At 68.9% G+C, this 14,719-nt stretch carries 13 protein-coding genes, 1 tRNA gene, 2 pseudogenes and 1 other annotated feature; of the genes and pseudogenes, 7 read left to right on the top strand and 9 right to left on the bottom strand.

What is annotated here, in order from left to right; genetic code table 11:
- Window positions 1-139 (top strand): annotated as a pseudogene (locus V2J63_RS15895) (IS110 family RNA-guided transposase); the annotation flags it as partial.
- 97 nt (window positions 140-236) lie between these two features.
- Here V2J63_RS15895 and V2J63_RS15095 read toward each other — a convergent pair.
- Window positions 237-1,301 carry a DUF429 domain-containing protein gene (locus tag V2J63_RS15095; RefSeq protein WP_331231810.1) on the bottom strand — a complete coding sequence of 355 codons (1,065 nt, stop codon included), beginning with the start codon at window positions 1,299-1,301 and terminating at the stop codon, window positions 237-239.
- An 85-nt stretch (window positions 1,302-1,386) separates the two neighbouring features.
- On the opposite strand from V2J63_RS15095, the pseudogene V2J63_RS15090 reads away from it, so the two are divergent.
- Window positions 1,387-2,634 (top strand): annotated as a pseudogene (locus tag V2J63_RS15090) (IS3 family transposase).
- Window positions 1,686-1,802, top strand: a sequence feature (AL1L pseudoknot). (Overlaps the previous pseudogene by 117 nt.)
- A 234-nt stretch (window positions 2,635-2,868) precedes the next feature.
- On the top strand, window positions 2,869-3,039 hold the full coding sequence (locus tag V2J63_RS15085; RefSeq protein WP_331231809.1) for a hypothetical protein: 171 nt from the start codon (window positions 2,869-2,871) through the stop codon (window positions 3,037-3,039).
- A 1,210-nt stretch (window positions 3,040-4,249) separates the two neighbouring features.
- On the opposite strand, the gene V2J63_RS15080 is transcribed toward V2J63_RS15085, so the two are convergent.
- A complete protein-coding gene (locus V2J63_RS15080) occupies window positions 4,250-4,672 on the bottom strand; it encodes a hypothetical protein (protein ID WP_331231808.1) in 423 nt (140 codons plus the stop codon).
- A gap of 565 nt (window positions 4,673-5,237) precedes the next feature.
- Between V2J63_RS15080 and V2J63_RS15075 the strand changes: the two genes are divergently transcribed.
- The 3 genes from V2J63_RS15075 to V2J63_RS15065 all read left to right on the top strand — a co-directional run bounded on the left by V2J63_RS15075 (window position 5,238) and on the right by V2J63_RS15065 (window position 7,008).
- On the top strand, window positions 5,238-5,849 hold the full coding sequence (locus V2J63_RS15075) for a maleylpyruvate isomerase family mycothiol-dependent enzyme (RefSeq protein ID WP_491062018.1): 612 nt from the start codon (window positions 5,238-5,240) through the stop codon (window positions 5,847-5,849).
- Between the two features lie 211 nt (window positions 5,850-6,060).
- On the top strand, window positions 6,061-6,438 hold the full coding sequence (locus V2J63_RS15070) for a VOC family protein (protein ID WP_331231806.1): 378 nt from the start codon (window positions 6,061-6,063) through the stop codon (window positions 6,436-6,438).
- 9 nt (window positions 6,439-6,447) lie between these two features.
- Complete coding sequence (locus tag V2J63_RS15065; protein WP_331231805.1) at window positions 6,448-7,008, top strand: dihydrofolate reductase family protein; 561 nt, start codon at window positions 6,448-6,450, stop codon at window positions 7,006-7,008.
- A 119-nt stretch (window positions 7,009-7,127) separates the two neighbouring features.
- Here the strand turns inward: V2J63_RS15065 and V2J63_RS15060 are convergent, their stop codons facing one another.
- From V2J63_RS15060 to V2J63_RS15035, 6 genes are all read right to left on the bottom strand, one after another.
- Window positions 7,128-7,925, bottom strand: coding sequence for a MerR family transcriptional regulator (locus V2J63_RS15060; RefSeq protein WP_331231804.1), 798 nt, complete (start codon window positions 7,923-7,925; stop codon window positions 7,128-7,130).
- A 53-nt stretch (window positions 7,926-7,978) separates the two neighbouring features.
- Window positions 7,979-8,626 carry a hypothetical protein gene (locus V2J63_RS15055; protein ID WP_331231803.1) on the bottom strand — a complete coding sequence of 216 codons (648 nt, stop codon included), beginning with the start codon at window positions 8,624-8,626 and terminating at the stop codon, window positions 7,979-7,981.
- 6 nt (window positions 8,627-8,632) lie between these two features.
- Window positions 8,633-8,869 carry a helix-turn-helix domain-containing protein gene (locus V2J63_RS15050; RefSeq protein WP_331231802.1) on the bottom strand — a complete coding sequence of 79 codons (237 nt, stop codon included), beginning with the start codon at window positions 8,867-8,869 and terminating at the stop codon, window positions 8,633-8,635.
- A 222-nt stretch (window positions 8,870-9,091) separates the two neighbouring features.
- Window positions 9,092-9,165, bottom strand: a tRNA-Pro gene (locus tag V2J63_RS15045).
- A gap of 440 nt (window positions 9,166-9,605) precedes the next feature.
- Entirely contained in the window at window positions 9,606-10,016 is a 411-nt protein-coding gene (locus V2J63_RS15040) for a VOC family protein (RefSeq protein ID WP_331231801.1), read from the bottom strand.
- Between the two features lie 121 nt (window positions 10,017-10,137).
- Window positions 10,138-11,211 (bottom strand): hypothetical protein, encoded by a 1,074-nt coding sequence (locus tag V2J63_RS15035; RefSeq protein ID WP_331231800.1) that lies wholly within the window; start codon window positions 11,209-11,211, stop codon window positions 10,138-10,140.
- Window positions 11,212-11,595: 384 nt separating this feature from the next.
- On the opposite strand from V2J63_RS15035, the gene V2J63_RS15030 reads away from it, so the two are divergent.
- Window positions 11,596-13,044, top strand: coding sequence for an HNH endonuclease signature motif containing protein (locus tag V2J63_RS15030; protein ID WP_331231799.1), 1,449 nt, complete (start codon window positions 11,596-11,598; stop codon window positions 13,042-13,044).
- Window positions 13,045-13,160: 116 nt separating this feature from the next.
- Here V2J63_RS15030 and der read toward each other — a convergent pair whose 3' ends face one another.
- Window positions 13,161-14,705, bottom strand: coding sequence for a ribosome biogenesis GTPase Der (gene der, locus V2J63_RS15025; RefSeq protein WP_331231798.1), 1,545 nt, complete (start codon window positions 14,703-14,705; stop codon window positions 13,161-13,163).
- Between the last annotated feature and the right edge of the window lie 14 nt (window positions 14,706-14,719).

Below are 14,719 nucleotides of genomic sequence, written 5' to 3'. Positions count from 1 at the left end.
AGGCCACGACCATCCCCACGCGACCCGCGTCCTCGCTCGCGCGTGGCTAAACGTCATCTGGCGATGCTGGCAAGACGGCGTCCCCTACAACCCCGACCGCCACCGCGCCCTGAACACCCTTCTCGCCAGCGCCGCTTGACACAGGGCATCTCATGCCGCTGGCCCGGCGCAGCCACATGCCGCCCTGCGCCGTCGCGGCAGTTGCTCCGGCTGTGTAGCGACCGCTGAGTCAGAGCTCAGCGACGGTGATGCGGGCGCCGGCGTCTTCCCCTTGCTCCAGCGCGCTTGGATGCGGTGATGCGGTCGACCCGTACGTCATCGGCCTCCACCCTTGGACCTGTGCCTGTCCGCACTCCAAGCACGCCATCAAGGGCATCGATCGCCGCTTTGATCAGATTGTCGAGATCCGGCTCGTTGCGCCCCCGCTGATCATGGTCGAGCGAGAACTCGAGATCCACCTGTACGCGACATCCGGCGGGAAGCGGGCACTCAGCAAACGCCGTACGGACAGCTGCCTTCCAGCGCTGCTCGTTGGCGCCGCTCGAGTAGCCGGTCGGCCGGCCGCGAACGACTCGCTCGTAGCGGCCGAGTGCTCGCACGTTGACGCCATCACCGCGGGGTTCGGGGCGCTGAGGTCGGTGCAGCGGCGGAGGCGGCGCGACGATGTAGCCGTCATCCACATTCCCGTAGACCTGAAGCGTGTGTGGCCGGTGATGCCACAGCCACGCCAGGTGCGCGCAGACGATCGCGTCAAGTTCGTCCTCTAAGCGGTTGAGGTCGCCAGGCCGCGGCGCCACGAGCGCATCTCTCAGCTCTGCCCAGCGGGGACTACCGGAAAGTTCCAACTCCGGGATGGACTCGAGGTGCTGCACCAATAGCCGGAATCCCGGCGCCCTTCCTTGGTCGTTCCCCTTCTTGTAGGCGAGTCGGTACGGGAGCCGGAAGAGACCCACGATTGCCGGGTGGGGGTATACCTCGACGCACACGCTGACGTCGCCGCCTGTCGGCGCTTGGGGGTCCACCGCCCATCCGAAGCGCCGGGCCAACATCATGGCGCGCGTATCTTCGCCGCCGAACCGCTTTCGGTTGGTGGTGTGAGCCGACGCTCCGAACGCGCCGAATGCCTGACCGATCAGCCGTTCCGGAGCTCGTTGGCCGGATTCGTTGGGCACGATCAGAGGGGCGTCCACGGCAGCAACGATGACGCACCCGGGTAGCGCCGCAATCCAATCGGCGATCTCGTCGTCACCCTTGACACGGCCAGATGCGATCAAGCGGCCGGTGTGGTCGAGCGCAGCCACTCCTGTGGCACCCGTCGACCAGCCCAAGTCATGAACCGCCCTGGCTTGGTTGGATGGTCCTGACCTTGGAAACGAGGATGGAGCGATGCCGAGAGATGTGTCGAAGGGGAAGCCGACCACGCGCCGGTACTCCGAGGAAGAGAAGGCCGCAGCGGTGCGGATGGTCCGGGCGTTGCGGGTCGAACTCGGGACTGAGCACGGGACCATCGGGAGGGTCGCGAGCCAGCTGGGGTACGGGACGGAGTCGGTGCGCCTGTGGGTCAAGCAGGCCGACATCGACGACGGCCACACCCCCGGGGTGAGCACGACGGAGGCGAGCCGGCTCAAGGAGCTCGAGCAGGAGAACCGCGAGCTGCGCCGGGCGAACGAGATCCTCAAGCGGGCCGCGAGTTTCTTCGGGGCGGAGCTCGACCGCCAACACAAGAAGTAGTGGAGTTCATCGACACCAACCGTGACGAGCTCGGCGTCGAGCCCATCTGCGCTGTGCTGCAGGTGGCGCCGAGCACGTACTACGCGGCCAAGACCCGCCGGCCCTCGGCCCGAGCGACCAGGGACGCGGCCGTAGTGCCGCGCCTGCGCGAGCTGTGGGAGGCGAACTACCGCGTCTACGGAGCGCGCAAGCTGTGGAAGTGCGCCCGCCGCGCCGGCATCGACATCGGCCGCGACCAAGTCGCCCGGCTCATGCGCACCGCCGGGATCAGCGGGGCACTACGCACCAAGCGGGTCCGCACCACCCGAGCAGACCCGATCGCCGCACGCCATCCGGACCTGGTGAACAGGGAGTTCACGGCCAGCGCGCCGAACCAGCTGTGGGTCACCGACCTCACCTACGTGCCGACCTGGGCCGGGGTCGCTTACGTGTGCTTCATCGTCGATGCCTACTCCAGGATGATCGTCGGCTGGCGGGTGGCCGGCCACATGCGCACCGAGATGGTGCTGGACGCGATCGAGATGGCCCGCTGGTCGCGGGGGAACCGCTTGACCGGGCTGCGGTGTCCATTCCGACGCCGGGTCGCAATTTACGTCGCTGCGCTACGGCGAACGACTCGCCGAGATCGGCGCCGTCCCCTCCATCGGCACCGTCGCAGACTCCTACGACAACGCCCTGGCCGAGACCGTCAACGGCTACTACAAGGCCGAGCTGATCCGCGGACCGACCCGCACCGGCCCCTGGACGAGCGTCCAGGACGTTGAGCTGGCGACCCTGTCCTGGGTCCACTGGCACAACACCCGGCGCCTGCACGGCTACCTCGGCGACATACCCCCCACCGAATACGAGCAGGCCTACTACGCTTCCGACCGGGACGCCCAGCCCCTGGTCGGAACCCCATAAACCGAGCCTCCATCAGAGCCAGGGCGGTTCACTATCCTTCGCAGCATGACCGTTGACGGCTCGACCGCAGTGTCGCCCGCCACTCGGGCGCGAAACGTCGTGACTCTCGCGACTGTCGTCGTAGTCGCGACGTGGGCAGCCATCTGGTGGCTGGCTGTTCCACTCGACCCTGTTTGCCCGGCGATCTATCCAGCTACGTCGCCATGCACTGCCGCGGACCGGGAGTCTGCTGGGGTGAAGTGGACGATCGTCGTCGCGGTGGTCTACGTACTGTCCGTCGCCATCGCGTTGACTTTAGGACGCCGTCGACGGTGGCTGACGTACGCGGCGATGTTGACACTCATCGCCGTTGCGATCATCGGCCTCGGCGCCGTCCAGGGCTCGAGCGGATTTGTCATTTACTAACGCGACGGCGAACCGGTCCGAGATCGTCGGGCGCCGCGCGAGCGCGGCACAACGCGGGGCGCTACCCGTAGCGCGTGACCATCATGCGCCTTGACCGTTGCATTGGGGTACACCCTGCGCATCAGATCTATTGCAGCCTGCGCGTCAGATCTGTTGCAGAAGGTCTAAGGCCTCAAGTGGCAGTACGCCACTCGCTCGTGTGTATCCGCCGCGCGAACTGCTGCACGCCCGGTCGTGGCGACGGCTGGACTCGGTCGCCATCGCAGCGAGAGGCTAGTTGGTGGACGTCGGGGGAGTGTCCCCCGAGTGTGTCGGATAGCGCCCCGTCACCGGACACATCACTCGACGGGTCCCGTCGAACAGTGCGAATCGAGCACGGGTTGGGGCAGCTCAGAGGCGGGTGCGTCCGGTGAGGGTTCCTCAAACGGAACGGTTCAGCGCGATGACCGCAGAGCCCGTGTTGCTCCGCCACAGAACGACGCAGCCGGAGTCCCGATGGCGCGTTGCAAGACAGAGGAGTGGCAGCTGGTGTCCTTCGTCCGTCCGGCGTCGTCGCGTCGCGCCCAGGCATGTGAGACGCGGTCGTCAACGCCCCGATCGCTGCTCTGGAGGTTCTCGAAGAACATTGTCTCGCGCAGCCTCGGCGGGTAGGGGCCAGACGGCGATGAGGATCCCGATCGCCAGGATGGCCGGCCCCAATATTCCAGTTGCGGGCCAGAGCAGCGGAAGTGAACCCCTGAGGAGTTGTGCGCCAACGACTGTTCCCGTGCCGAGCACGAGAAGCAATGTTGCGAGAGCGCTGACTATCCAAGGGTAACCTCGCGGCCCCGACCGCTTCTTAGGGGGCGCAGAACTTGCTGCTCGTGGCCAACCAGCGACGAGCGAACCGAGGAAGACGAGTCCCTGGGCGATCAAAGGTCCAGACCGAGACAACGAAACCGCATCGGCGCCCTGGTACTCGATGTATTGCGCAACGTGGGCGAGAAATACCGCCACGCCAAGGCCTAGGACGACAGCCCCCAGTACCCTTCTCGGCCAGCCGTGTTTCCATCCGGAACGGGCTGAGCCCTCGGCGTCTGCTTCCGCCACAATCCGCCTTCCCGTTGTTCCTTCGAACGTACAACACCAGCCGACCCAGATGTTCGACACCCGCCCGCAAGCGCATCCCTCGTGGGACTCGCAGATCCTTCGCGCGGCCCGACCGACCTGCTCAGTGCTGCGGCGGGATGTGGAAGGCGATGGCGTTGTCCCGCACCATGCCGTTCTCGTCGCCGACCGTGGCGATCGTGTAGGGGTCGAGGTTGATCGTGTCGCCCGCGTAGAGCGGCATCGAGCCGGCGGGATCGAGCATCGACGTGCCCTCGCCGCGGCGGATGGCGTTGATCCATTCCAGGTAGGGGTTGTGGTCGATGCAGAAACGGGCGGCGATCGCGTGCATGGTGTCACCGGTTGCCGCGACGTAGGCGACGGGCTGGCCGTCGTCGTTGTAGATGGCCTCGCCGGTCGCGCGGTTGATGGGACCGACGTCGCGCAGGCTGGAGTACCAGTACCCGAAGACGCGGTCCTCGTCGTCATTGGTCCGCGGCTCCAGGCTGGGCAGGCCGTCGCAACCAACCCCGCCTCGTTCAGGCACCGTCGCCCTGCCGTCGTCGACGACGTAGTACCCCTCAGGACCGTCCTCGGACTCCGAGGACGGCTGCTCTGCAGCTGTGTCGGTGCCGGCGGATGGCTGGTCTGCGGCTGTGTCGGTATCCGAGGTCGGCCGGGGCGAGGCGGTCTCGACAGCGTCCTCAGTGACCGGCTTCGCCGGGGTGGTCGCAGACGGCCGATCCGTGGGGGTGCACGCGGTCACGGCCGCGACCGACAGCGCCACGGCTGCCAGGCCGCAGGTACCGTTCAGTTGAGGCATGCGGCCATGCTCGCATCACCACAGGGCGGAAGGGACGCGATGAGGAGCAGGCGTTCTGACTCGCGGCAGGTTTTGGGTGCTCTGTCCCAGTAGGGGATCCCCAGTCGGTGAAGAGCCTTGGCATCCCAGCCTCCCGACAACCCTTCACTGGATGTCGCACCTCACTGCCATGATGTGACGACGCGATCGTCAAGCGGGCGGCCATGAACCGGCGACGCTGTCCGTGACTCGACCTCTTGAGGCGAGCGCGGACCCGGAGCTACGTGGATAGGACGTGGTCATGGACGCCATGGCGATGGCAGCTGCCGAGCGGGCCGAGATGGCCGACTTCCTCGATTCGCTGTCGGCCGAGCAGTGGGAGGTGCCTAGTCTCTGTGCGGGCTGGCGGGTGCGAGACGTGGCCACGCACGTCATCAGCTACGAGGAGCGCAGCCGAACCGAGGTCCTCAGGTTGTTTACCCGGGCGGGCTTTCGGCCCGCGAGGCTCAACACTGAGGCCATGGTCGACTACCAGCATCGCGGTCCGGCCGAGTTGGTCGCGTTCCTGCGGACGCACCTGGAACCGCGCGGCACGACCGCAGCCCGGGGTGGTGGCGTCGGCTTGGTCGACAGCCTCATCCACCACCAGGACATGCGCCGTCCCCTGGGGATGCAGCGCGAGATCCCCGCCGAACGGCTGCGTTACGCGCTGCCCTTCGCAGTCACTGCACCTCCCCTGGGTGGCTGGTGGCACGGGCGTGGGGTCCGGCTGGTCGCCACCGACGTCGACTGGGCCCGCGGCAAGGGGCCCGAAGCGCGCGGCACCGGCGAGGCGGTGCTCATGGCTCTGGCCGGGCGGCGCGGTGTCGCGGACGAGCTTGTCGGCCCCGGCGCGTCAGTGCTCCAGGATCGTCTCGGCTGACCGACCGTAACGGACGGCAACGCCGTTAGGTAGAGCATGTGCCGCAGGGCGGATCCCCATCCGAATACCGAGACGGCGTCCACCGACGCTGCAGGCCGGCCCTGCAGCGGGAAAACACCCGTCTGTGGGAGCCCACGCTCTGGCGACGAGTCCGCTGGGGTGGGACTGTGAAGCACAACAACAAGGAACTCTCCAAGAGAACAGGATCAGCATGAGCCACCTTGAAGTATCTAACGTGCTGTCTGGTCTGGCCGTCAGCGACATGGAGACCGCCACGGACTGGATGAGCCGAGTCATCGGGCGACCGGCAGACGCGCGACCCATGGACGGCCTCGCGGACTGGCAACTTCAGCCACACGGCACGCTGCAGCTGGTCCTCGACCCGGACCGGGCCGGCGGCAGCATGGTCACTCTGCACGTGCCCGACATCGCGGCCACGCAGGCCCAACTCGCCGAACGCGGGCTCGACCTCCAGTACGACGACACGACCTCGATCAAGGTCAAGTTCGGAGAACTGATCGACCCCGACGGCAACTCGATCACCATCGTGGAAGCTCTGCCCGGCTTCGATCCGTCCGCCAGCGATTGAGGAGCAACGATGCGAACGCTCGCGATCACCCAAAACATCACCCTCGACGGCTCCATCGAGATGCTCGGAGAGTGGTTCGACCCCCAGGCCCAAGGAGGTGTCGACAACACGGACCTGCTTGAGACGCTGCAACGAGAGGACCGCGAGTCCGACGGGTTTCTCGTCGGCCGCCAGACCTTCGAGGACCTGCGCGGTTACTGGCCTCAGCAAGCCGAGGACACCACCGGTATCACCGACCACCTCAACAAGGTCCAGAAGTACGTAGTCTCCTCCACACTGACCGAGCCCGACTGGCGGAACACCACGATTTTGTCCGGCGACCCCATCGAGAAGGTCCGTGCGCTGAAGGAGGAGCCTGGTAGAGACATCGTGGTCACTGGCAGCATCACGTTGTGCCACGCACTGATCGACGCTGGGCTGGTCGACCAGTACCGACTCTTCGTCTACCCCGTCGTGCAGGGCCGTGGCCGCCGGCTGTTCCCAGATGGCTTCGCGGTGCCGAAACTGAAGCTGCTCGACGCGAAAGCGTTCCGCTGCGGCATCACGTACTCACGCTACGCCCCAGCCTGACCTCGCGTCTCACGGCGGATCCTTCATCAGGACGGAGGCAGGCAGCAGGCAGGAAGAGCAAGCGTCGGGTTGCGGTAACCCTGTGCGACACACCTATCGCCCAAAAGGTCTGGTCCCCGTCAGTCGGCTCGTGGCACGGCCCTGAGGGGGGCCGCGAGGACTACGCCGCCTCCACGAGTAACGACCTGGCGGTAGACACCCGTCGTCTGTTGCCCGCTCTCTTCCAGGTGGGCGTCGAGCGCGATCCAAGCATCACCGATGTTGGACGGGGGCGTATCGAAGTGCACAGCAGCACCGCGGTCCGCCGCCGCCACGTCGATGACCTTGAGGCCAGGCACGTGGCCGTCGGCCGCTGGCGTACCCGCGGTCACCACGATGGTGTCGTCAGAGGTCCCGTCATAGGTGAGCACGATGTCGATGTCGCCGGTTCCATGGCTGGCCAGGCGGCTGCGTAGTCGAGGGAGGAGATCGGCGATCGCATCACCGATCTCTGACTCGTCCCCAACCGAGGCCTGCAGGGATGCCAGCCGCAGGGCGGGCAGGGCGCCCAGCTCTAGGTTCTTCATGATCGTTCGGTGTCCTCTCTGGAAAGCGGTGAGGCGCCTACGCACCTCGCTGAGACGCACTGATGCTTCGGCGACCTCAGCCGCAAGCTCTCGTTCTCGAGCCAGTAGAAGCTCGACCAGCCGCTCATTCGAGAGTTGCCCACTGAGAAGGTCACGGATCTCGTCGAGTCCGAAGCCCACTGCTCGCAGCGCGGCAATCGCGCGAACGCGACCGACCTGGCTTTGTGCGTACCTCCGGTAGCCGGTGAACTCGTCGACCGATGTCGGCACGAGCAGTCCGACGCCTTCCCAATGCCGCAGCATCCGCCGCGATACGGCGGTGAGATGCGCGACTTCTCCGATGCTCAGCATGTCAACTCCATCTGAGCCCCTTCCACAGTGTGAAGGTCAACATGGCGACACGATCACCAGCGGACACTACGTGAAGGTCGACCGCAGCACGGTCCGTCGGTGGAGCGATTGACGCTCGCGAGGAACTGCGGATTCAGCCCGCCCCGCTCGGCAACGTCAGTGCGCCGCCGTCCGATGCGACGATGACCGACGCGGCCAATACCAAGCGCTGGCAGCCGGGATCCGGCCGGCGTAGCAAGACGCCCTGGGACACAGGACCGGGGAGCAAGGCCGCCCACGTGCCTCTGTGGCGGGAGCAGGGAGAGGCCTGCGGCCATGAGCCGCGAAGGTCCCGCAAGCCGAACCCACACCGGACACGTTGGCCCTTGACCTTGCGGAAGGCCGCCGCAACGCTCGTATCGGTAGCGGGTGCTGGGGGCGAGCCGCTTGGCGTCATCCAGCGACTGAAGCCAGGCGTCGGCGAGCTCGACGAACAAGGAGTCCGCGGTGAGGTCCTCCTCACCGACGCCGGCCACCTCGTGGTCGGCGATCTTCTTCTTGAGCCGGCGCAGTGCCTCCGTCCTGGATCGGCCGACGGCCTTGATTTTCCGGGTGCGTCCGTTGGAGTCACGGAACCTGACGACGGCGATCTGCCGCCCGCCGTTCGTCTCCTCGTAGTACGGGTCGCCATGGGTGCCGATCGGGGTGCGCGGCCGGGCCATCGTCAGTCACCCCTGCCCGCGTGGCGGCGCGACACCGGCCGACTCTTCGCGGCAATGCTCCAACCACGCCCGCACATCCTCGGCGGCGTAGCGCAGGTGATTGCCGATCTTGTAGGCCACCGGCCCCTGGCCCCTGGTGCGCCAGTCCTTGATCGTGTTGACCGGCACCCCGAGCAGCTCGGAGAGCGCGTCGATGGTCATCAGCGGCTCGAGCCCGCCGCCGGGCGTGGTGTGGATCGTCATGCACCTCAGGTGCGCGGTCCCGCCCATCTCACTCGGCCCTGCTCGGACCAACTGTGCGCGCGGCGCGTGGACCTGGGGCCACTGCGGGCCTCGGGCGAGGGGTTTATGCCCCATAAATGCCCCATGACTCAAGACTGGCAACCTCTCGGTCACCAGTCCTGCTCGGGACTCGCGTATGGCCCCGGACCTGCACGTTCGCAGGTCCGAGGCCATCTCACTCCGTCGGGCTGACAGGATTTGAACCTGCGACCCCTTGACCCCCAGTCAAGTGCGCTACCAAGCTGCGCCACAGCCCGTTCGACCCGCTGAGCGGGCCGGGATGAGACTACCGCAGCCGAGGCCGTGGACCGAAACCGGCCCTCCACGGCGCGCGCGTCGACGCACCGGCCACTCAATCAGCACCGCCCACGGGACCAACCCGGCCGCCGTCGTGGTCCACCGCGATTCGGGGAGAATCAAGCGCCCAGGACCAGAGCCAGGCGGGTCCTCGGCCCTGATCATCGCCACCCCTCCACACTCCTCCGGTGTGATGAGCGCCACCAACCACGCGGCGCGAACCGACGAGGGAAGGGCTACCCCGCGCTCTCCGAGGACGTCGCGTCCAAGTGGGGCGTGCGCGGCCACACGAGTCCATCGCCATCGACCTCGTCCCCGGGAAACACCCGGGTCAGCTCCGCACCCGGACGACGACGACGCGTCGGTCACCCCGAGGATCCCGCGTCCCGCCGTCGGCCGCTCAGTCCTGCGAGACGGGCGGCGGCAGCGGCTGGACGAGCTGGAGGAGGTTTCCGACCGTGTCGTCGATGACCGCCATGATGATCGGCCCGTACTCGACGGGCTCCTGGACGAACCGCACGCCGAGCGCGGAGAGCCGCTCGAACTCGGCAGCGAGGTCGTCCACGGAGAAGACGATCGCGGGAAGCCCGGCCTTCCGCAGCGACGACGTGTACGTCTTCGCGATCTCGCTGTCCCCCGGCTCGAGGAGGAGCTCGACGTCGGGCTGCGCACCCGCGGCGCCGACCGTGAGCCAGACCGCGTCACCGATGGGGACGTCCACGCGCGTCTCGAAGCCGAGGACGTCGGTGTAGAAGGCCTGGGCCTTGCGCTGGTCGTCGACGAAGACGCTCGTCGTGGCGATCTTGATCATGGGCCCTCCCGGGGCGACTCGGCAGCTCGGCCCGACCGTACCGACAGTCACGCCGCCCGGCCACAGCGCCTACGTCGTGACGTCGCCGCCGATGATGCCGCGCCACGCGCCAAAGCCACTGCTAGTGAGCCGCCCCCTCGTGCAGCTGCTCCAGGCGCACCCTCTCCGCAGCGACGATCCCGAGCGCCACCAGCGCCACGGCCATCCCGGCGCTTGCCGGCCACGGATCGATCCGGAACAGGGCCACCAGCGTGATGAGCAGGTTGACGAGCAGCGCCCGGCGCAGCCACTGGAACGCGTGGTACCGGTTCCGGTTGAGCAGCACCACGCCCCGGAGCGCGACGATCACCATGACGACCAACGACGCCAGAGCCACGACCGCCGCCCAGCGGGGTGCGTCGCCTGCCTCCTCCCCCACCTCGGCCAGGCCGACGACGCCTGCCCCACCCACGACGAGGACACCGATGAGCACGGTGGTCAGCGCCGTCGTCCATCCGCCGCGGACGACGCCCCGAAGCACCTCGCGGCCCCTGCGGGTCAGCACCTCCAGCGGGTCCCGCAGCTCCGAGTGGTCCTCGGGCACGACGCCGAGCAGCGCCTTCACCTCAGCCGCTCCGGGCGCGTCCTGTCCTTGCGCAAGCAGCTCCTCCGCGATCGCGCGGCGCTGCGGGCTGAGCCCACCGGCCACCCCGGCGACGGCATGGTCGGCCGCCGCGGCGAGCGCCTCGCTGGGGTTGCGCTCGCGCCGGCCGTGGAGGGCGTCGGCACCGATCATGACGAGCACGACGGTGACGTACATGATCATCGGTGCCGGCCGGAAGAAGTAGTCGTTGTCCTGGGTGAGGAACTTGCCCACCTCGTCGATGAACAGCCCGAAACCCACCCCTCCGACGAACGCGGCCGGCGGGCGGATGACCGGGCCCGCGAAGGACAGCAGGAGCACCATGGCGACGGCCATGAGCAGCCCGCCCCAGAGCACGTGCGCGACGTGCAGCGTCTCCCCGCCCACCTGCGGGAAGCCGGTCAGCTGGAGGTAGCCACGGGTGACGACGATGGTCACCACGGTCGTCAGTGCGAACCCGAGCACGTGCTCGCTGCCACGCGGGTCGCGGGGCAGCCCCCAGCGCAGGAGCACGTGCGGGCGGTCGGCGCGCGGCGTGGCGGCGTCGGCGTCGGGCGTGGCGCTCGTGGTCATCTGTCCCTCCCCGGGCGACGGTGGCATCGGTCAGACCGTACCGACGGCCCCCCGCGCGCGCCCATGGCTGAGCGTGCGGCCGGCACGCACGCCGGGGCGAGCACGATGTCGTCGTGCGTACGACACGCCGTCAACACCCCTTGTGTTCGAACTCCCGTTCGATAGAATGGACGGCAGGAGACCTCGACAGGCTGGGAGGTGATCGGGATGGCCGACACCACCTCGCGCGTGCGCCATCCCGGGGCCCGCCGGATGCCGCGCACGGTCTCCGGCCGTCTGGACCTGGAGCTTCGTCGTCACACAGCGGCGGCCCCGTCCCCGGGTGCCGGCCACCGCGAGTCCCGTGCAACGAGGCCTCCGACCGCCACCGAGCTCGCCGCGCAGGTGACCGACGGGCTGCAGAAGCTCGCTGAGCTCGACTTCCACGACCTGTCCGGCTCCGAGGCGATCCAGGTCCTCGACGCACTCGAAACGGTCGCGCGGCGGGCGGCGGGAATCCGTGCCGCGGTCCTCCCGGTCATCGAGCAGGACGGTCTCTGGGCCACCAGCGGCGCGGCCACCCTCGCCGCGTGGCTCCGGAACCGGACCCTCGTGTCCAACGGTGTCGCGCACCAGCAGGTGCGCGACGCGCGAGCCCTGCGTGACCACCTGCCGGCGACCCGGGCCGCACTCCACGACGCGCACATCACCGCCGAGCACGTCGCCGCCATGACGCGCTGGACCACCCGGACCGAGAAGACCCTCGGCGCACTGGTGGACGAGCGGGTCGGCGAGGACTTCCTCCTCACGCAGGCCAAGATCTACGACGCGAGCGCGTTCAACCGGATCGTGCGCCACTGGGCGGAGGCGGCAGACCCCGAGGCCGCTGACCGCGCGTGGCGTGACGAGGGAGCCAAGGAGGAGCTCTCCATCGCCTCCACGACCGGCGGGCACCACGTCCACGGGTGGCTCGACGACGCGAACGGGGACGTCGTCAGCGTCGCCCTGCGCGCCTTCGCCCCGCCGCGCACGAAGGACGACGAGCGCACCGCCGCTCAGCGCCGCGCGGCGGCCCTCGTCGCCATCGCACGGATGGCGCTCGACTCGGGCACGGCCCAGCGGGGCGCCCGGATCCGGCCCCACCTCAACGTGACCGTCCCGTTCGAGACGCTCAACGCCCTCGTCGCGGCGAGCGCGCCGGCGGTCCCCGCAGCCTTCGGCGGTCAGGCAGCCGACGACGGCGCATGCCTGGGCGTCGTACCTCTGCTTCCGGTGGACGGCACCGACGCCGACGCGTGGGCGCGGCAGTGGCGTCCCGGCGACGACCACACGATCTCCACCGCCATCGACTACGACGCCCTGACGGGGCTCCCGCCAGCCACGCTCGAGGACAACACGCCCGTCGCTCCGGGCCTCCTCGCCCGGCTCGCGTGCGAGAGCCAGCTTGCCCGCGTCGTCTTCGGCGCAGAGTCGACGATCCTCGACGCCGGCCGCGAGAAGCGCATCTTCCCGGTGCACCAGGCGCGCGCCATCATCGCCCGCGACCGCCACTGCCAGTACCCCGGCTGCACGTCACTGCCGGCGCACGGCGAGATCCACCACTCGCTGTGGTGGTACAAGCACGGCGGCGAGACCAAGGTCGACCAGGGCATCCTGCTGTGCTGGCAGCACCACGACATCGTGCACGCACGTGAGATCACCATCCACCGCCGCAGCGGTGCCTGGCTGTTCACCGACCGCAACGGGCAGCTCATCACCGCACCGACGATGGACTTCCCCGCACTGCAGGACCGAGATCCCGCCGGAGCGATGGCTGGCGCCACCGGTCCACCGGATCCCGTGCCCCGGATGTGAGCGGGGCGAGCCTGCCCTCCCCTGCCACGTCCCGTACCCCGGATGTGAGCGGGGCGAGCCTGCCCTCGTCTGCCACGGGTGTGGTCGAGCGGCCGCCCGCCCAGGCCCCGCCGTCGTCAGCGGCGGCGCTTCTCCCGCACGCGCACGCTGATCTCGATCGGGGTGCCGACGAAGCCGAACTCCTCGCGCAGGCGGCGCTCGATGAAGCGGCGGTAGCCCGCCTCGATGAAGCCGGTCGCGAAGAGGACGAACCGCGGCGGGCGGCTGTCCGCCTGCGTGCCGAAGAGGATGCGGGGCTGCTTGCCGCCGCGCACCGGGTGCGGGTTCGCCGCGGTGAGCTCGCCGAGGAAGGAGTTGAGCCGCCCGGTCGAGATGCGGGTGTCCCAGCCCTCGAGGGCCGTGTCGATGCCGCGGACGAGGCGGTCGACGTGCCACTTGGTCTTGGCCGACATGTTGACACGCGGCGCCCACCGGATCTGGACGAGGTCCTGCTCGATCTCGCGCTCGAGGAAGTGGCGGCGGTCCTCGTCCATGAGGTCCCACTTGTTGTAGGCGATGACGAGGGCGCGGCCGGAGTCGATGACCTGCTGGATGACGCGGGTGTCCTGCTCCGTCATCGTGACGGACGCGTCGACGAGGACGACGGCGACCTCCGCCTTCTCCAGCGCGGCCTGCGTGCGCAGGGAGGCGTAGAAGTCCGCGCCGCTCGTCTGGTGCACGCGACGGCGGATGCCGGCTGTGTCGACGAACCACCAGGGTCGCCCGCCGAGCATGATGAGCTCGTCGACCGGGTCACGCGTCGTCCCGGCGACGGAGTCGACGACGACGCGCTCGGTGCCGGCGAGGGCGTTGAGCAGGCTCGACTTGCCGACGTTCGGGCGGCCGAGGAGCGCGACGCGGCGCGGCCCGCCCTCGGGCATCGGGTTGGCGACGGCCGAGACCTCGGGCAGCACCGCGAGCGCGGCGTCGAGGACGTCGCCGGACCCGCGCCCGTGGAGGGCGGAGACGGGGTACGGCTCCCCCAGCCCGAGGGACCACAGCGACGAGGCGTCTGCCTCCTGGTTGCGGCCGTCGACCTTGTTCGCGACGAGGATGACGGGCTTGCCGGAGCGGCGCAGGAGCTTGACGACCTGCTCGTCGGTCGCCGTCGGGCCCACCGTGGCGTCGACGATGAACATGACGGCGTCGGCCATCTCGATGGCCATCTCGGCCTGCTCGGCGACGCGCGCGTTGATGCCGGCGGCGTCGTGCTCCCACCCGCCCGTGTCGACGACCATGAAGCGGCGACCGGCCCAGTCCGCGGGGTAGCTCACGCGGTCGCGGGTGACGCCCGGGACGTCCTGGACGACGGCCTCGCGGCGGCCGAGCACGCGGTTGACGAACGTCGACTTGCCCACGTTCGGACGCCCGACGATCGCGAGGACGGGCAGCGGCCCCTCCTCGCGGGCGCGTGGGGCGCCGTCGTCGAGACCGTCGAGGAGCGCGGCGTCCTCCTCGTCGAGGACGTAGTCGGACAGGCCGGCACGCAGGGCGGCGGCGCGCTGCTCGGCGTCGGCCTCGCTCTCCTCGACCGGGCCGTCGGGACGGTCCGTCGGGTCGGCGCCGACCGGGAGGTCGGCGGTGGGCTCGGCGTCGCGCGCGGGGAACTCAGAATCACTCACGAACCCATTGTCCC

Source organism: Georgenia wangjunii, assembly GCF_036421975.1.
In the GTDB taxonomy this organism is placed as follows: Bacteria; Actinomycetota; Actinomycetes; order Actinomycetales; family Actinomycetaceae; genus Georgenia_A; species Georgenia_A wangjunii.
This window is presented reverse-complemented; position numbering and strand designations above follow the sequence as displayed.